Origin of the sequence: Streptomyces sp. NPDC056480, assembly GCF_042795405.1 — a bacterium.
In the GTDB taxonomy this organism is placed as follows: Bacteria; Actinomycetota; Actinomycetes; order Streptomycetales; family Streptomycetaceae; genus Streptomyces.
In genome coordinates this window covers 27,618-45,530 of the sequence record NZ_JBHTSA010000052.1, presented here as the reverse complement: position 1 = coordinate 45,530, position 17,913 = coordinate 27,618, and the positions used below count along the sequence as shown (strand labels likewise).

At 71.8% G+C, this 17,913-nt stretch carries 12 protein-coding genes; 3 read left to right on the top strand and 9 right to left on the bottom strand.

Annotated features, from left to right (window positions below; translation table 11 throughout):
- Positions 1-211: 211 nt before the first annotated feature.
- The 5 genes from ACFQ79_RS22735 to ACFQ79_RS22715 all read right to left on the bottom strand — a co-directional run bounded on the left by ACFQ79_RS22735 (position 212) and on the right by ACFQ79_RS22715 (position 9,586).
- Positions 212-529, bottom strand: a complete 318-nt coding sequence (locus tag ACFQ79_RS22735; RefSeq protein ID WP_383586269.1) for an ArsR/SmtB family transcription factor — start codon at positions 527-529, stop codon at positions 212-214.
- 282 nt (positions 530-811) lie between these two features.
- Positions 812-1,384, bottom strand: a complete 573-nt coding sequence (locus tag ACFQ79_RS22730) for a GNAT family N-acetyltransferase (RefSeq protein ID WP_383586267.1) — start codon at positions 1,382-1,384, stop codon at positions 812-814.
- 92 nt (positions 1,385-1,476) lie between these two features.
- Positions 1,477-3,201, bottom strand: coding sequence for a pentapeptide repeat-containing protein (locus tag ACFQ79_RS22725; protein WP_383586265.1), 1,725 nt, complete (start codon positions 3,199-3,201; stop codon positions 1,477-1,479).
- A gap of 329 nt (positions 3,202-3,530) precedes the next feature.
- Positions 3,531-4,940, bottom strand: coding sequence for an esterase/lipase family protein (locus ACFQ79_RS22720; protein ID WP_383586263.1), 1,410 nt, complete (start codon positions 4,938-4,940; stop codon positions 3,531-3,533).
- Positions 4,941-5,017: 77 nt separating this feature from the next.
- Complete coding sequence (locus ACFQ79_RS22715; protein WP_383586261.1) at positions 5,018-9,586, bottom strand: peptidase C14 caspase catalytic subunit p20; 4,569 nt, start codon at positions 9,584-9,586, stop codon at positions 5,018-5,020.
- 75 nt (positions 9,587-9,661) lie between these two features.
- Here ACFQ79_RS22715 and ACFQ79_RS22710 point away from each other — a divergent pair, with 75 nt between their 5' ends.
- Together ACFQ79_RS22710 and ACFQ79_RS22705 are read left to right on the top strand one after the other, a co-directional pair.
- Positions 9,662-10,657, top strand: coding sequence for a translation initiation factor 2 (locus ACFQ79_RS22710; RefSeq protein WP_383586259.1), 996 nt, complete (start codon positions 9,662-9,664; stop codon positions 10,655-10,657).
- A gap of 212 nt (positions 10,658-10,869) precedes the next feature.
- Positions 10,870-11,787, top strand: a complete 918-nt coding sequence (locus ACFQ79_RS22705; protein ID WP_383586257.1) for a YncE family protein — start codon at positions 10,870-10,872, stop codon at positions 11,785-11,787.
- 98 nt (positions 11,788-11,885) lie between these two features.
- Here the strand turns inward: ACFQ79_RS22705 and ACFQ79_RS22700 are convergent, their stop codons facing one another.
- The 3 genes from ACFQ79_RS22700 to ACFQ79_RS22690 form a co-directional block, all read right to left on the bottom strand.
- The gene (locus ACFQ79_RS22700; RefSeq protein ID WP_383586255.1) at positions 11,886-13,151 is read right to left on the bottom strand and encodes an acyltransferase; all 1,266 of its coding nucleotides are present in this window, start codon (positions 13,149-13,151) and stop codon (positions 11,886-11,888) included.
- Positions 13,152-13,153: 2 nt separating this feature from the next.
- The gene (locus tag ACFQ79_RS22695; RefSeq protein WP_383586296.1) at positions 13,154-15,229 is read right to left on the bottom strand and encodes a bifunctional polysaccharide deacetylase/glycosyltransferase family 2 protein; all 2,076 of its coding nucleotides are present in this window, start codon (positions 15,227-15,229) and stop codon (positions 13,154-13,156) included.
- Between the two features lie 234 nt (positions 15,230-15,463).
- Positions 15,464-15,697, bottom strand: coding sequence for a hypothetical protein (locus tag ACFQ79_RS22690; RefSeq protein WP_383586254.1), 234 nt, complete (start codon positions 15,695-15,697; stop codon positions 15,464-15,466).
- A gap of 352 nt (positions 15,698-16,049) precedes the next feature.
- On the opposite strand from ACFQ79_RS22690, the gene ACFQ79_RS22685 reads away from it, so the two are divergent.
- On the top strand, positions 16,050-17,012 hold the full coding sequence (locus ACFQ79_RS22685; protein WP_383586252.1) for a glycoside hydrolase family 16 protein: 963 nt from the start codon (positions 16,050-16,052) through the stop codon (positions 17,010-17,012).
- On the opposite strand, the gene ACFQ79_RS22680 is transcribed toward ACFQ79_RS22685, so the two are convergent.
- On the bottom strand, positions 16,985-17,512 hold the full coding sequence (locus ACFQ79_RS22680) for a contact-dependent growth inhibition system immunity protein (RefSeq protein WP_383586250.1): 528 nt from the start codon (positions 17,510-17,512) through the stop codon (positions 16,985-16,987). The two genes, ACFQ79_RS22685 and ACFQ79_RS22680, sit on opposite strands and share 28 nt — an antisense overlap.
- Between the last annotated feature and the right edge of the window lie 401 nt (positions 17,513-17,913).

Sequence of the window (17,913 nt, the reverse complement as noted above, 5' to 3'; positions counted from 1 at the left end):
GCGTTGCGGCGGCCATCAGTCGACACGGGGGCTGCGGCGTTCGACCAGGACGGTGATCGCCAGAACCTGCGCGGCGTGGTCGGCGGTCGGCGGCGCCACGGAGATCGCAAGCACGGGGGCGCTCCTCATACGACGGAGCCCGGTGCAGGCTTCCGGTACCCGGCAGTCAAGGTGACCCCTTCCGTCGACGTCGGCGACGCCCCTGCCGGGACTACGCGGTGGCGGCCTTGGTGAGGAGCGCGCCCATCGCGGCGAGGACGGCGGGCTCGACGCGGTAGTAGACCCAGGTGCCCCGCCGCTCGGAGGAGAGCAGCCCGGCCTCCTTGAGCTTCCTCAGGTGGTGGGAGACGGTCGGCTGGGAGACGCCGACGTCGGAGAGGGAACCGCCATGAATCGGCGCCCGGGTCACCGGCGTCTCCCGCTCGGGCCTCGACCGGATCGTCGACGCCGACCGCGAGACCCGGCCCTCCGCCGTCCACGTCACCCACGCCGACGGCCGCGAAGAGCGGATCCTCGCCCACGCCGTCATCGACGCCTCCGGCACCTGGGCCCTACCGGGCCCGGCCGGCGGTGACGGGCTCCCGGCGCTCGGGGAGCGCGCGGCGTCCGACCGGATCTCGTACCGCGTCCCGGACCTCGACGACAGCGCGGTCCGCGCCCGTTACACCGGCAGGCACACGGCCGTCATGGGCTCCGGGGCCTCCGTCTTCACCGCACTCGCCTCCCTCGCCGACCTGTCGAGGTCCGAGAACGGCAAGGGCACGCACACCGCTCCGACGCCACCCGCACAGCAGGAGCGCGGGCGGTTCCGTCAGCGCAGGTCGAGTCGCACCAGGACCCGGGGGTGGCCGGCGAGCACCGATGTGGTGTCGGCGGCGTGGGTGAACCCGGCGCGTTCGAAGTTCTTCCGGATCCCGGCGTACGCCATCGTCATGTCGACCTTGGCGCCACCGCTTTCGATCGGGTACGCCTCGATCGCCGGCGCGCCGTTGTCGCGGGCGAACTCGACCGCACCGGCGATGAGCGCGTGCGAGATCCCCTTCTTGCGATGACCCGGGCGGACGCGGATGCACCACAGCGACCAGACCGGCAGGTCGTCGACGTGCGGGATCTTACGGCTGCGCGCGAAGGAGGTGTCCGAGCGCGGCGCCACGGCGGCCCATCCGACCGGCTCGTCACCGTCGTACGCGAGCACGCCCGGAGGCGGTGTCGACCGGCACAGCTCGGCGACGTACTCACCGCGGGCCGGCCCACGGAGCTCGTTGTTGAGCTTGGACGGGATCCGGTAGCTCAGGCACCAGCAGACGTTGGCACCGGGCGACTTCGGACCGACCAGGGTGCGGACGTCCTCGAAGGCGGAAGCCGGGCGAACCACGATGCTCATGCCACCCACGATGTCACGGGCACGGGTCGGGCGCCGCTCAACGGTCCGGTGTCGTTCCGCTGCCGCTGCCGCCACCACGACCGCCACCGCCGCTACCGCTTCACGCGACTGCGCACCGCGAGGACGGTGAGGCCGATCAGGGCGGGTTCGAGGATGCGGGAGGTCATCTCGATGTAGGTTCCGGCGGCGGTCAGGTCCTGACCGGAGGACCGGAAGACCACGGAGTTGATGACCACCCTCAGAGCCTTCTCGAACCGTTCGTCCGACAGGCGCCGGCCGTACGGGCCTTGCGGGTTGACGGGATCCGCCGTGTCCGTGGTCACGGTGAAGCCGGTGCCGGTGATCTGCCCGGTGCTCCGCGCCGTGGGGTCGTCCTTCGGCAGGCCCCACACCATCATCGCCAGTACGGTCGCGGTCATCGCCAGCAGCAGCCAGCCCAGCGCGCGCGTCGCCCGCAGGCCGTACCCGGAGGCCGCCCAGTACAGCAGGAGCAGTGCCCTTTCGCCCCGCGGCGATTCGCGGTCGTGGCGCCGCATCTCCATCTCGCCGTAGTAGAAGTCGGCGGCTCCCGGTTCGTTCTTCCCGTCCTCGAGGGCCTTGCGGAGCTGGCGGTAGACCGGCGCCACGGCCGCGGGTTCGCGCACGTCCGTGCCCGCGGGTGCCGGCGTCCATCCGTCCGTGTGCCGCCTGGCGGCTCTCCAGTGGTGCTCCTCGATCAGGGTCCTTCGGCGCGTCCAGCGCACGGGCAGCCAACCGCGCCGCTGGATCCCCGCCGGGACCTCGGGGAGGGGGCAGCGTCCCGCCAGTCCGAGCTGGTCGAGGTGCACGGTCTCGGCGAACAGACACCCCGTCAGGTCCACGTCCGCGAGGACCAGGTGTGCGGCGTCGGTGCCCCGGAGGGAGGTGACGCGGACCCGTGGATCGGTGAGACCGGACTCCTCCGGCTGCGTGCCGTCGTCCGAGACGAACGGGCGGGAACGGCCCGCGATGCTCACCGGGAACTCCAGGACGGCGTCGCCGAAGTCCACCGTGGCATGACGGAGCCGGAGCGCCGCGGTCGATCCCCATCGGGTCCGCCGGCAGCGCAGCTCCTTCACCGCCGCCTCGATCGTCACCGCGGAGTGGAAGGAGGCCTCGGACAGGTCGAGCAGTCCCGCGAACACCAGCGGTCCCAGCCGCGCCGTGCGCAGGAAGGTCGCCTTCCGGAAGACGACGTCGCCCACGATGCCGGTCCGGTGGAACTCCGCGTCGCCCCCGATCGTCACCTCGCGGAACCCCGCGCCTCGCTCGAAGCGCGCGTCGCCGAAGGAGACGTCCTGCCCCAGCGTCGCCCCGGCGAAGTCGGCGGCCTGCCGGAACACGGCCCCGTCGAACCACGCCTTCCGGGCGATGCCGGCCCCGTCGAACCGTGCCTCCTTGTGGAACACCGTCCCGTCGAACCAGGCTTCGCCGTCGACGGCCACCCCGCTGAACCCGGCGACCTCCCGGAACTCTACGCCGGTGAACTCGACGTCCCCGGCCGCGGTCAGCCCGTCGAAGACGGCGCGGCCGCCGACCTCCGCGACCTGGAACCGCAGGGCGGCGCCGAGGACGGCCTGACGGAACCAGACTCCGGCGCACAGGTCCGATCCGTCGAACCAGGTGTCTTCCGCGACCGTCGTCTCCCCGAAACGGGCGTCCGATCCGAAGCGGGTCGCGCGGAAACACACGCCTCCGTCGAAGCGCGCTCGCCCGAAGGACACCACGTCGGTGAAATCGACCTGGTCGAACTGCACGTCCCCGCTGAACCTCGCCTCGTCGAACTCGGCGCGCCCCACGAGGCACCGCCCGCTCACCGGGTCCCGGAGGGCGCCGAGGAGTTCGTCCAGGAGGCTCTGTGTGAAGGGCGTGCCCCGGTGGTCCAGGTCGGCGCCGGGTGCCAGGGCCGCGTGGTGCGCGACGCGCTGGACGGCGTCGAGGTGCGCGAGGCACGTCGCATGAGGTTCGGTCCTGCGGCCTCGGCACCGGCCCGTGGCACCGTGGTGGTCGCACTGGGGCCAGTCGGGTCCGTCGGTGGCCGTGGCGTTCGATGGCGTGGCGATGTCTGCGCTCCTTCGGCTGCGGACCCGGATGCGGCGTGGACGTACCGGACCCCGGTGGTGGCGACTCAGTGGGCGAAGAGGGTGACGAGTCTGCGGTCCGTCCGGCTCGGGCTGTCGGCCATGGCCTGCACCACCCATTTCCCGGGGCCGGCTTCGAGTTCCGCCCCGAAGAGGTCGGGCCGGGTCGCGGTGAAGGCGACCGGCTGCTTGACGTTCCGTCCGACGCGCCACATGACGGCGCGTACGTTCCGCTCCTGGAGGCCGGTCCCGACGACGGAGACCCTGAACGGTTCGCCGGCGAGTGCCGATTCGGGGGCGTAGACGGAGATCTGTTCGTCTCCGGCGAGCATGCCGCCCGGCGGGTCGCCCTTCCGGACGGCGGCGAGGATCTCGCCGACAGCGGCGGCACTCGCCATGTCGCCGTGCCGGCATTCGATCCAGTGCGTCGCCGTCCCGTCCTGGACGGCCCACTCCGCGACGGCCGAGTCGCCGGGCACGGTTCCGTCGCCGGGCGCGACGAGGCCGTCGTCGTGCCGCGTGACCAACCGGGCTCCGTCGGAGGAGAGCCGCACGGTCCGTACGGTGGTGAACGCCCTGCTGCCCACGGTGTGGACCCGGTAGGGGAGGCGGCCGTCGGTGTCGGTGTGACGATGCGCCTCGCGTGCCTCGTGGAACCGCCGGTCGAAGGACAAGGCGTCCTCGACCAGAGCGGTGGGCAGGTCGGGAACGGGATACCGGCGGTCGTCGACGGTCCGTGGCCGGCTCTTCCCCTCGACGCGCACCGCTTCGTAGACCGGGAGGAGCTGCGCCATCGACGGCAGGGTGAGGGCGAGGTCGCGCAACGCCTCGTTCACCGGCCGGGCGGCCACTCCCGGCGCCTCGTCGTCCCCGATCGCGTGGCCGGTCAGGAGCCGGAGGGCCTGCGCCAGGCCCCGCTGGGGCGTCCCCAGCGTGACGAGTGCGCGGGCGGTCTCCCGCCCGCCGGCGCACTCGAGGTAGGTGCGGCCGATCAGCCCTCCCGTGGAGTGACAGACGAGCAGGACCTTCGGTTCGTCGGGGCGGTCCGGATAGTGACGGTCGACCTGCTCGCGCCACCGGGCCAGTTCCCGCTGGACCCGTACCTTCAGAAGGCCGGCCACAAGGCGGTGGGACAGGCGCCAGTCGTACGGGAAGGGGAGGTACTGGCCTTCGACGGGATCGCCGAGGGCGGCGCGCAGGTCCGGATACCCCATGCAGGAGAGGAGTCCGGGCATCGCGTCGGGCACCGTGAGGAGCTCGTCCGCCGTCAGCCGGAACCGCTCGTCGGGCAGTGCGTCGCCGAGGCCGGCGGGGAGGGCCAGCGCAGCAAGGGCCGGTGCGGCGGGCGGCCCGGAACCGAGCAGGGCCTCGCCGTACTCGCCCCAGACGTCCCTGCCGTCCCTCCGCAGCCGTGTGCCGAGCAATCCCGGCACGAACACCACCAGGTCGTGCTCCATCGCGTCCTCCTCGGTCCTGCGTGGGGTACGGGTGTGCTGCTCCTGTGCCGCCCTGCGCGCGGCTTCCGTGCGCCGTCTCACGGCCGGTCGCGGTGGCGGGCCGTCCCGTGCGTGAGGGCCGTCCCGTGCGTGAGCAAGGTGCCGGGCAACCGGATCAGATCGCAGCGGTCCCGCCCCTGGAGCGCCACGACCGGGCCCGCGGGATCCTGGGCGGCGTCCACCGCGTGCACGGCGTATCCCCGCCATGGGACGCCCTGTTCGCTCGACCACCTCCGCGCGGTCACGTCCCAGACGCGCGGTGCCGTCCGTTCGTCGCACACCAGCAGTACGGGATGCTCCGGAGGACCGGCGAACGCCAGTGCCGTCACCTTGGACACCCCGCCCGGCAACCGCTGGGGGGCCATCCCGAATCCGGCCGAGCAGTCCTTCACGTAGACGCCGCCGTCCGCCCAGGCCAGTACGGGGAAGGACTCCTCGTCCTCGGGGTCGTACCGCTCCCCCAGCGTCAGATGGGCCGGTCGGAAGGACGTGAGGGGATGCTCCGTCGTGCGGCGCTCCTCACCGGACTTCCACAGGCGCAGTCCGTCACTGAGGTCGGTGGCCAGCCAGTACGTCCCGTCCCGCATGACTCGGGTGTCGACCCCGAGACACTGCAGCCCCACCCACATCGGTTTCCCCTCGCTCCACCCTGCCGAGCCGTCGGCCGGCGCGTCCGCGTGGACGACGCTCCCTCCGTCCGGCACACAGAGCCGGAGCTTGGCCGATGCGGGGTCGACCACGAGCCCGAGGGAGGGGACCTGATCCCCGGCGTCCCCTCCGAGCCGGAGGTCGTACCGGGCACCGGTCGACCGTGCGTCCTCGGACAGCCGCCACATCCGTACGGTGCGCTCCGCGGCGGCGACGACCGCCCACCCGCCCGCGGTGTGGACCGCCGCGAGGGCGGTCACCAGCCCCCGGTGGGTGAGCGTGGTGACCGGGGCGCCGGCCGGAGCGCCCTGCTCCGGGCGGGACACCAGGACGCGGTCGCCCCAGGTGCGGCACAGGAGCGGCGGCCCGTGCGGCGCCTCGGCCAACACGACCGCCGGGCTCTGGTTGCTCGGGCGCCGCCGGGTCCCGTGCCCGGTGTGCAGCGCCGAGGCCACGTCGAGCATGCGGATGTCGGGGCCGTCGGCGACGGCGAGGAGTCCCCGGCCGTGGGGCTCGAAGGCCATGGCTCCGTCCCGGGGCGCGTCCAGGGGGAAGGCGGCTTCCCGCTGCGTCCCGCCGACCTCCCAGACCCGGACGGCGACCTCCTCGTATCCGGCGATGAGGAGTTCGGCGTCGTGGCGCCCGAAGACGAGCCCCCGGGCGGGGGATTCGAGTTCCCGGACGAGCCGTACCGTGGGCGGCGCGAGGGGCGCCGCCGGGTGCGTCTCGCAGCACCAGACGCGGATGCGCCGTCCGTCGGCGACCGCGATCCAGCCCTGTCGTGCCTCGCCCCGCACCCCTCCTGCCGACGGTCCGCGCAACGCCCGGGAGGGCACAGGCGCGGCGAACGCCGTGGCGGCACGGGCGGGCTCGTCGAGGGCGCCGAGATCCGTCCGTGCCTGAAGCCTGTCGGCCCCGGTGCCCGCCGGACGGACTTCGAACAGCTCGGCCCGGCTTCCTGCGGCCAGGACGAACAGACGGGATCCGATGGGCAGGGCGGCGAGCCGGTCGACGTCCATACGGCGGATGTCCGTCAGGGGACTGCCGTGCCGGGGCAGGTCGCTCTTCCAGGACCACATCCACATCCGCCGCCCGTCCGCCGCGAGCACGACGGTCTCCGACGCCCGCTCGCCCGCGGCGAGGGCGCCGACGGCACCACCCCAGCGATAGACCTGGTCGGGCAGACGGGATCCGGAACCCCAGAAGTACACGGCCTCCGCGTCACGGGCGACGGTCGTCCGGTGCGCTCCCGTCCCCACCTCCCGCGCCTCGGTCAGGGCGCTCTCCCGTGCGCCCGCCGATCCCCGGGCACGACGGGTCATCAGCCGGGCGCCGGTCTCCGGGTGCAGGACCAGGAGTTCCCCGCGTCCGCCGGCGGTCAGCGTGTCACCGGGCATGGGGTCCCCCGCTCCCGTGCGGGCGCGCCAGCTCAGCGTCATGGCCCCGCCCTGGGGTGCGGCACGCCGCCATTCCACCGGTTCGGGATTCCTGTCCGTCCAGTACTCCTGCCAGGGGAGGAATCCGCCTGCCGCCGACAGTGCCCGGTAGGCCCCGTCCCGGTGGCTGACGAAGGCGGTGGCGCTCAGCAGTGACCTGCGGGCCAGCAGGGCGTCCGGGGAGGGCGGGTACGACGTGGAGCCGAAGGAGCCGGCGACCCGGCCGTAGAGGGCGGCCTCGTCGCAGTCCCTGGCGAGGGCGGCCACGAACGGGACCATCACGTCGGGGTCGGTCCGCAGCAGGAACTCCACGTCCTCGAACAGGCTGTACAGCTCCTCCCGCCCCGCCTGCGCCGCGTGGGACCCCAGGTAGGCGGCGGTGTACGCGTCCGCGTCGCCCCAGTCGCCCGCGACGTGGTCGCGGAGTGCCTCGAGGACCTTCCGATGGGCTTCCCGGGTGCCGAGCCCGGCGCCGGTGAGGAAGAACTCGCCGTAGCCGGGATGGGCCAGCTGATGGATCGTGTACGCCGTCCCGTCGGCGTGCCGAGCCGTCTGCGGGGCGACGATGCCGCCGCCCGCGCTCGCGCACACCTCCCGCAGATCGCCGAGGGTGATCTCCGGGGTGCGCGGTTCCCGCAGGGCGTTGGCCATCGCCAGCCAGGTCCGCCCCGGCGGCAGACCCGGCCCTTGGAGCACGGCCAGGGCCCGGAGCACTTCGTGCGCGCGTCTCGCGCCGGGCTGCTCCCGGAGGTGGCGGACCTCCACGGCGAGACGCTCGTGCAGGTCCATTCCGCCGGAACCCATCCAGGACGCCAGGTCCCGCTCGGTGACGGCCCGCGGCCGGCGGGCGAGTTCCGCCGCGGCCAGTCGTGCCACGAGGAACGAGCCGTGGCTGCCCTCGGCGATGAGCCGGGCGGTCGTGTCCCGGGTGTCGGTCCTGTCCCGCCCCTCGTAGGGAGAGCCTTCCGTGTCGAGCACCGACCGGGCCATGGCGGTGATGCTCCGCCGTGCCTCCTCGTCGTCCCCGAGGACCACGGGGTCGACGGTCTGGTCCAGCGTGTCGAGGAGCGATTCCTCCTCGGTGGGCGCGGTGGTACGTCTCCTGGGCTGCGCCCGGGTTCCCACGACGACGCGGACGCCCGGGAGTCCGGCCAGCGGGTTGAGCAGGTGCCGGGCGATCTCGTGGGCCTGGTCCGGAAGCGCTTCGTCGAGGGCGTCGAAGAGCAGATTCAGCGAGCCGGCCCTGGCCACGAGACGGTCGACGGCGCGACGGCACTGCTCGGGCGTGACCGGCCCTTCGGACGACGGCGGCGCCTCCATCTCCTCGAAGTGCGACAGCACCTGCCACAGCGCCGTGGTCAGTGAGTGGACCGAGCGGCCCCGGCAGCTCAGGGCGGCGTGCACCGTGCCCGTCCTCGGCAGTGTCGCGGGGTCGGTCTCCGCCCCGAGGGCCTCCCGCCGTTCCGGCGTCGAGGTCAGGGCGAGGCGCCCGAGCAGAGCGGTCTTCCCCGCCCCCGCCAGGCCCGTCACGGCCAGCAGCCCCTGCGGGTGGGTGTCCATCCACCGTACGATCCGCGCCAGGGCCCGCTGTCTGCCCGCGAAGTGGCGGCGGAGGTGGCCGTCCTCCCCGAGTCCGAACTGCTCGGTCTCGTCCCAGGGTCTCCGTCCCACCAGCGTCGCGGGGGTGTAGATCCGGCGCTCGGCGTCCCGGAAGTGCGGGTTGAGGAGGAAGCTGTTGGGCAGCGAACGCACCTCGGTGAATCCCGGGCGCTGCGTCGGCTCGTCCAGCCCGGAGGCCGCCGCCTCGGCGTCCACGGCCTCCCGTAGGTACGGCAGGGGCAGGTAGAGGGCCGAGGGCTCGAAGGGGCGGGCGTAGTCCGGTGCGACGAAGTCCGGTGTGACCAGGGCCTCTTTCAGCCACCTCACCCATCGGCCTTCGGCGACCTGCGCGTCCAGTCCCGAGGTTCCGATGACGGCGAACCCGGCACGGCGATGCCGCCGCGCCCAGCTCACACTCCCCTGCTCCAGGCCGAGCGCGTGGCGCAGCGCGGCGGTGAGGTGGTCGTGGGAGGAGCAGGCGTCGATGATCAGAAGGGTGTCGGTCTCGCAGTCGGGACGCAGCAGACGGTCCACCAGGTCCGTGACGGACAGGGCACGTTCGGGGGCGAAGCGGCCGGACTCCCAGGAGTCCGCGCAGGCGAGGAAGTACCCCTCGGGCCCCCGGTGGACACCGTGCCCCGTCCAGTAGAGGATCTTGCGCTCGGCGTCGTGGGCGAGGAAGTCCTCGAGCCCGTCCCAGATGCGCCGGCGCTCGGTCCCGCCTCCGTCGATGGCCAGATGGCTGCCGAAACCCAGTTGTTCCCGGGCGATGCCGGCGAACTCGTCGCGGACGTCCGCGAGGTACGGCCGGCTCAGCTCCTGCCGCCTGCCCTCGTCGGGATGCGCGTAGCCGGACACCGCCACGGTGCCCACCAGCGAGGAGGACTGCCGCGCGGACCTGACCGACGACAAGTGGGTGACCACACCACTCCGTATCATGAAGATGCTTGCGACCGTGGCTCAGTGCAGTGTCAACGGAGCTTACTTGAGGGGAAGTTGATGATGAACAGGGATAGGTTCACCGTGGTCTCCCGGGAGACCGGCTGTCACATCTACGAGGGTGACGGTACCCGTCCCATCCTGGAGGAGAACGTCCGCGTCAGGTACCGGCCACAACGCGTCGAGTTCCCGGGCGAGATCGGCGACTGGCGGCATGCCGTCGAGGCGGAGGAACTGCGCAAGGCGGCTCGCGGGCTGCCGCATCGCTGGAACAACGACCGCTTCGCCGTCGAGCGGGTGGTCGTGACGCGGACCCATCTGGACGAGGAGGCCGTCGTCACCCTGTCCCTGCAGGACGCCGACTACTACGACTTCCTCACCACGTCGCTCAACCTCGGGCGTCGCCAGGACAACGGCCGCACCCTGCGCGAGCAGTACCTCGAGAGCCAGGACCCGGCCCACGCGCCGGCCTGGATGAACTGCAGCTTCGGAGTCAACGTGGCCGTGGAGACGGGCAAGGACGGCAGGATGCTGTTCTCCCGGCGCAGCAGCCATGTGGCCGGGCCGAACAGTTCGCGGTGGAACTCGTCCGCCAACGAAGGTCTGGCCCGTCAGCACGACCTGCCCGAGGACGGCCGTCCGGTCAGCCTGCACGCCGTGGCCCGGCGGGCCCTGAACGAGGAACTCGCCGTCCTCGCCACCGACACGCTCGACCTCGAACTCCTCGGCTTCGGTCTCGACCTGGACAACCACCAGTGGGCGGCCTTCTTCCGAGCGGTGCTGCCCGACCTCGACGAGAAGGCATTGCGGCTCCGCTGGACACGGGGCGTCACCGACAAGTGGGAGCACGACCGCTTCGAGTTCGTGCCCGCCGACCCGGCCTCCGTGCTCGGTTTCATCGCCGACGAGCCCGAGGAGCGATGGTCTCCCTGCGCACCGGCCCTCTTCTACCTCGCTCTGGTACGCGGTGCCGTACGGCGCGAAGGGGGCGACTCCACCGCACGCTTCGCGGTCGAGCGGGCAGAACAGGAGGTCATCGAGGCCAGGAACCTGTGAGCGGGTTCCCCGCCTGACCGGACCGTCCCCGCCTGACCGAACCGTCCCCGGAAACGCGATCCGACTCGCAGGGCGCAACGTTCGCGCCCATACTTGAATGCAGGGTCTGATGTGGACCACTGGCGACCGGGGGCGGTCGGGGCGGCGGTCGGGTCAGCGGTCGGGTCCATGCGTTCGCCCGGGGTCGTCGGGGTCACGAAGGTCATGTGGTGATGAACGTGCCCAACGCCGAAGAGCTGCGTGTCGTAGCCGACATCCCGGTGGGAGCGAAGCCGGCCGGAGTGGCCGTGAGTGTCCACGACCGCGTCTTCGTGACCAACAGCGGCGCCGACACCGTCTCGGTCATCGACTCCTCGACCAACACGGTGACCGCCACCATCGATGTCGGAAGGCGCCCGGAGAGCGTCGCGACCGATCCTCAGTTCGGCGTCTGCGTGGCCAACGGCGGCGACAACACGGTGACGATGATCGACAGACTCAACGCCGTCATCGGCACCGTCAGCGTCGAAGGCCCGTTCCACCCGCCACCCGCCGTGGTGGGGGTGGCGACCGATCACCAGCTCAGTCGCGCGTACGTGACCAACCGCGGCTTCGGCAGGGTGTCGATCATCGACATCAGCGGCGCGCCGCCCCCGTTCGCGCCCCACTTCATCGAGGTCCCCGGTGCCCTCGGCGTGGCGGTCGACTCCGTGAGTCACCTCGCCTTCGTCACCCGGCCCGACTTCGACAGCGTGGCGGTGATCGACCCCGCGACCGACGGGGTCGTGGCGACCGTCCCGGTACGCCGGCAGCCCACCGGCATCGTGGTGGACGCCCAGAGGCATCGTGTCCTCGTCGCCAACTCGGGCTTCGACACGGTGTCGGTGATCGATGCCGGTGGGGGTGGCGTCGCCGATGTCGACGTGGCAGCGGGGCCCGTGGGCGTGACGGTCGACTCTCGAGGCAACGCGTATGTCACTCACGTCGACGGTACGGTGCAGGTGATCGACGCCGCGTCCCACAGCGTGAGCGCCACCCTCCCGGTGGGCTCCCGACCAGAGGGCCTGGCCTTCGAGCCCCACAGCGATCGCGTCTATGTCGCCAACAGCGGCGACGACACCGTTTCGGTCATCGATCTCGCCGCCGGTTAGACGTCGCCTCATGCCGCCGACCCCTCCGGGGGGGACGGCGTCATCTAGGTCGCCCCGGCCCGCGTCAGCCGCAGGCCCGCGTCGGCAGACGGCCCGCGTCAGGCGCCGGCCCGGCGCCTGCCCCGCACGCGGCGCGAGTACGGGAAGAGCCGCGGAGAGCGCTTCGCTGCCACGTCCTCGACCCAGCCGAAGGTCAGCACCAGCAGTCCGGTCAGCGGGATCGCCACCAGCAGCGGGAACCACGGGCTCATCAGCAGCCACTGGAAGTGCTCGTAGAAGAAGCCGACGGACCAGAGGGGGTCGATCAGCGGGATGGCGGCCACCAGCGCGGCCTGGTGCCAGAGGTAGACGCTGACCGCGCGTGCGTTGAGCAGGCTGATCAGACCGTTCCAGCGTTCCAGCGGTCGGGGCCACTGTTCCCAGGAGGGACTGACGTGGAGCAGGATCGCGACGAAGCCGAAGGACCACAGTGCCTGGGCGATCGGCCAGCTCTCGATGTCGGTGGGCACGGTCGGGTCGACCGGTCGGGTCTGCAGGTACCACCAGCCGGCCACCATGATCAGCGGCGCGACGGACGGCACGATGTACTGAGGGATCTTCTTGAGCAGACCTTCCTGGTGAGCCATGCCGAGGATCCAGCAGGAGCCGAACATGGCGAAGTCGCTGAGGTTCTCCCAGACCCGGCCGTAGAGGAACTCCTGGTCGGTGAAGAACGTGTTCATCGCGATCGTCGCCGCGAGCGGCACGGACAGCGTCACCACCGGCATCCGCCGCAGCGCCCACAGCATCAACGGGGAGAGCAGGACGTACCAGAGGTACGCGCGGAGGTACCAGAGCGGGACGACGACCTGCACCGCCCAGCCCTGCCCCACGAGGTGGTCGAACCCGTTCAGCGATTCGGCGTACGGCGGGGTGCTCAGCGGCACGAGCCAGAAGAGCAGCTTGCCCCACCACCAGTCGGGGTGTCCCTCGGCCTCGGGCCCCCAGCCGTCGACGATCTGGAGGGTGAGGACGACCGCGCCGAACAGCCACATCGGCGGCAGCAGCCGGCGCATGCGGCCCCGGATGACGCCGAGGGCGGGCCGGCTGAGGGACCGGGCCATCAGCGACCCGGCCAGCGCGAACATCACGCCCATCGACGGGAAGACGACGGGCAGCCAGAACCAGCCGAAGTTGTGGTAGAGCACCACGCGAACCAGTGCCAGGGCGCGCAGCAGGTCGAGATAGCGGTCCCGGCCGCCCTTGGCCCTGGACGGTGCCGTGGGGTCCGGCTCCGGCTCGCGCGCCGGTTCCCGCCGCAGAGCGGCGGGGACGCGCAGCCGGAGGGTCTCCTGGTTGCCCCCGAACTCGAAGGACGCGGTCATGGTCAGGCCTCCACCGGTGCGGCGACCTCGCCGGTGCGCCGGAGCTTCTGCCAGCGCAGTCGGCCACCGGTCAGCGCCGTGATCGTGGACTGCAGCAGGACGATGTACATCAGCTGCCGGTAGACCAGTTGCTGGATCGGCAGGCTGATCAGATGCAGGGTCTTCTCGCCGTCGAGCCGGAAGGCGTACCAGGACAGCGCGGCCTGGAGCAGGATGAAGCCGCCCCAGCTGGCGAGGGTGATCGGGGCGTCCGCGAACAGCACGCCGTACAGCAGGAACATGTCGACCAGCGGCGCGAGCAGCGGGGCGACCACGCCGAACATCACGACGAGCGGCAGCCCGAGGCGGCCGAAGCGTCCGGCCGGGCCGCTGGAGATCACGGCGCGGCGGTGCTTCCACATCGCCTGCATGGAGCCGTAGCTCCAGCGGTACCGCTGGGACCAGAGCTGCTGGAGGCTTGCGGGGGCCTCGGTCCAGGCACGGGCGCGCTCGGCGTAGACGATCCGCCAGCCGTCGCAGAGCACGGCCATGGTGATGTCGGTGTCCTCGGCGAGGGTGTCGTCGCTCATTCCGCCCACCCGCCGCAGGGCCTCCTTGCGGAAGGCGCCGACCGCGCCGGGGATGGTCGGGATGACGTTGAGCATGTCGTACATCCGGCGGTCCAGGTTGTGGCCGAGGACGTACTCGATGTGCTGCCAGGCGCCGATGAGGCTGTCGCGGTTGCCGACCTTGGCGTTGCCCGCGACCGCGCCGATCCCCCGGTCGCCGAACGGCTGGACCAGCTCGCGCACGGTGGACGGCTCGAAGACGGTGTCGCCGTCCATCATCACGATGATGTCGTACGACGCGGCCGCGATGCCGACGTTGAGCGCGGTGGACTTGCCTCCGTTGGCCTTGCGGATCAGCCGGACGAACGGCAGTCCCATCTCCTCGACGATGTCCGCGGTGCCGTCCGTCGAGCCGTCGTCGACGACGATCACCTCGATCGGATAGTCGCTGGCGGCGAGGGAGTTCAGGGTGTTCGCGATGCACTCGCGCTCGTTGTAGGCCGGGACGAGGACGGTGACCGGCTCGGTGACCGGCGGTCCCCACGCGTCCCGCCGCCGGGAGCGCCGGGCGTGGAGCGGTGCGAGGACGAGCATCAGCGCGAACCGTCCGAAGTTGAGGAAGCCGACGACGGCCAGGAGCGCGACCAGCACCGGCAGGGTGAGCACGGCGGCCTGGGTGGCCCAGATGAAGCACTTGCCCGCCCACAGCTGGTAGCCGTGCACCGGCACGGTGGCGTTGGTGGCGCCGAGTGCCTCGGAGATGGTGGCGAAGCGGTACCCCTCGCCCTGCAGCTTCTCGATGATCTGCTCGAGCGCGGCAAGGGTCTCGGTACGGTCGCCACCCGCGTCGTGCAGCAGGATCAGCTCGCCCGCGCCGGGCTTGCGCGGCATCGCCGCCTTGACGATCGCGTCGACGCCGGGGCGCTTCCAGTCGTGGGTGTCGCGGTCGATGAACGCGGTGAGGTAGCCGTGGGAACCCACGTACTTGATCACCGGGTAGTTCCAGTCGTCGAGCGCCGAGGCGTCGGAGGAGTACGGAGGGCGGAACAGCGCACTGTGGACGCCCGCGACGCCGGCCAGGGCCAGCTGCGTCTGCGCCAGCTCCCAGCTGATCCGGGCTTCGGACTGGTACACGAGATCGGGGTGGGTGAAGGTGTGCACGCCGATCTCGTGGCCGCCCGCGACGATCTGCCGGATCAGCTCCGGGTGGCGCGTGGTCATCGCGCCGGTCACGAAGAAGTCCGCGCGGATGTCGTGGGCCGCGAGCACGTCCAGGATCTTCGGGGTCCACTCCGGCGAGGGGCCGTCGTCGAAGCTCAGGACCACGGTGCGGTCGGGGATCCGGTAACTCACGGGGCGCTCGTTCCTGGCGCCGCGCGCGTCGATGATCGGGCCGCCCTTGAGCAGGTTCTCCGGCACGGTCGTCTTGTCGACCGAGGTCGCGATCCGGGTGTCGTGGAACGCCTCGTTGGTGGCGAGGCCCCGCAGGACGAGGAGCGCGAGCAAGCAGGCCAGCAGGGACAGCGGCATGAAGAAGCGCAGCGGTGGCGCAGCCAGTCGGCGCGGTCTCAGCAGGGACTGCCGACGACGCTGGTGGCGGGACAAGGGCGCTCCTGGAGATGGGTGGTGCGGACGATCAGGCGCGCTCGGCCCGGCCCGCAGGTGTTGCTCCGGGCGGCACGATGGTCGCCGTATGCCATGGAATGTCGCGATGTCCGGCGTGATGCCCGAACGTCTGGGGTGGGGTGTCGCAGACCGCGCCCTCTAGGAGGAGGGCGACAGGGGCCCCGTGGCGGGCAGGTAGGAGGGCTTCGGCGGTATCCCCATCGCCGGGGCGTCGGACTGCACGCCGATGAGGCTGCCGCCCATGGCGGCCGCCAGGATCGCGCCGACCACGGAGACCGGCCAGCCGAAGCGCCGCAGCAGACGGCTGCGCAGACCGGACTGGTCGACGAACACCGGTGCCGGAGCGGGCTCCACCTGACGTGATTCGGCCACGCCGGGCTGTGCCGGGTGGACCGATCCGCGCCGGGAAGATGTGGCGGCATGGCGCATTGATTGTGGCCTTTTTGTGCAGGGTGTGGAGACCGCTGAAGCGTAGAGCGGACCGTAGCGCATGACCCGAATCGATTGGCGCACGATGTGCGTATTTGGCATATTCCGATCGGGCGCCGTAACCGGATCGGTATGTCGACGAGCAGGTCCCGACCCTTGGGTGACCGGGTCGCGAACACGAGGCGGGATGGCTTGAATCCTTCGCTAGGATGACCGCTCGATTCATGCGGCCGGCGATCGCTCCGCATGACAACGGGCGTGTCCAGTCACCGCCTCTACGCCCCAAGGAGCCCGTGTGAGCCAGTCCCGTCGCACCTCTCGTCGCGCCTCCCGCCGCCGAGCATGGACCGCGCTCACGCTGCCCGCCGTCCTGTGCGTGCTCGCCGCGTGTTCCGCCACCCCCGCGACCGGCGGGGGCACCGACGCCGCCGGGCCCGCGCCGACCGCCTCACCGACGCCCACCGGACCGCCGGGCACCCTGTTCGACACCTTCGACTACACCGGCGTCGACGACCCCTCCCTCGCCGCGCACGGCTGGGAGATCCGTACCGGCGGGGGCGGCCCGGGGATCAAGGACACCTGGAGCGCCGACGGCGCCGCCTTCCCCTCCGACCCGACGGCCAAGGGGGGCAAGGTCCTACGACTGCGCTCCTCCACCGACGGCACCGCGCAGGGCACCACGCAGGCCGAGGTGCAGACCACGAGCCGGAACTTCTTCACGGGAACCTACGCCGCCCGGGTCCACCTCAGCGACAAGCCCACGAGCGGACGCGACGGCGACCACGTCGTCCAGACCTTCTTCCCGATCTCCCCCGCGGACTCCTCGGAGAACTACAGCGAACTCGACTTCGAGTACCTGCCGAACGGCGGCTGGGGTTCGGTGGGTCCGCAGCTCGACAACGTCAGCTGGTTCAAGGCCGACCCGCCGGACCGGGTCCACAACACCCTCAAGCGGCGCCTCGGGGGCTGGCACACCATGGTGATCACCGCCATGGACGGAAAGGTCACCTACTCCCTGGACGGCGAGGAGCTCTTCACCAGCTCCGGCAGGTACGTCCCGCGCGAGCGGATGGACATCCATTTCAGCAACTGGTTCATCGACCTCCCCTTCGCCGGTGGCCCGCGCAGCTGGGACATGAAGGTCGACTGGGTCTACTACAAGGCCGAAGAGGCCGTCTCCCCGTCGGACGTCCAGAAGACGGTGAACGGCTTCCACAGCACCGGCACCGCCTACATCGACACGGTCCCGAAGCCCTGACCCCACCCGCCGCAGCACGGCCGTTCCCCTCGACGTGCCGGGGGTTCCGCCGGACCGTCCTCGTCGCGACCGAGGGCGAGGAGGTCGTGCAACTCCCCCGCCAGCCGGGCGACGAGCCCCCTGCCGGTGCCCGCCGGGTAGTCGGCGAGCGCGGCCTCGTGGTCGCCGAACTCGTCCGGCACGTCCTGCGAGAACCACCCGCCGAGCAGCTGCGCCGGCGCGGGGAAGCGGGCCCGCCACTCCCAGGACGTCGCGGGCGCGGCAGGCGGTGGCGCCTGTCCGTTCGCCAGGCTCCCGTAGAGCCGGCCGGCGAGGCCCGTGAGCCGGTCCCGGATCTCCTCGGGCGGTGGCCCCACGTCGGGCAGCCGGTCGTACTCACCGAGCCGCAGCCGCAGCCGCAGCCGCCCCGGCGGACTGTCCGCGTACACGCGCAGCTGCTCGGCCGCGACGGCGATCGCCCAGGGTCGGGTGCGCCACGTCTGCCGCAGGTAGCCGGCCACCGCCTCGGGAGCGTACGGTCCGAGGCCGAAGTGGGCGCGGACGAACCGGAGTTGGCGTGCCCCGTGATGACCACGGCATGCGGCCACTTCTGCGCGGCCTGCAGATCCTCCATCTGCCGTTCCCAGCGGTCGAGTTCGCCCACGAAGGCCTCGCGGGCCTCGCCCTGCCGGGCCAGGACGACCGGCACCGTGCGGTCATAGAGCGCGGTCAGGCGCTCGTTGAGCGTCTTCACGATGTCCTCGAGGTCGCCGCCCATCCGGTACGCCGCCGCCTCGCTGCGCCACCGCGCCTCGGCCCGGCCGACGATCGCGTCCGGCCGGCCCTCCGGCGTGAACTCACTGTCCTGGAACGGGTCTCCCCATGGACCGGCTTCGGCGGCGCGGAAGCAGGCCGAGCTGCC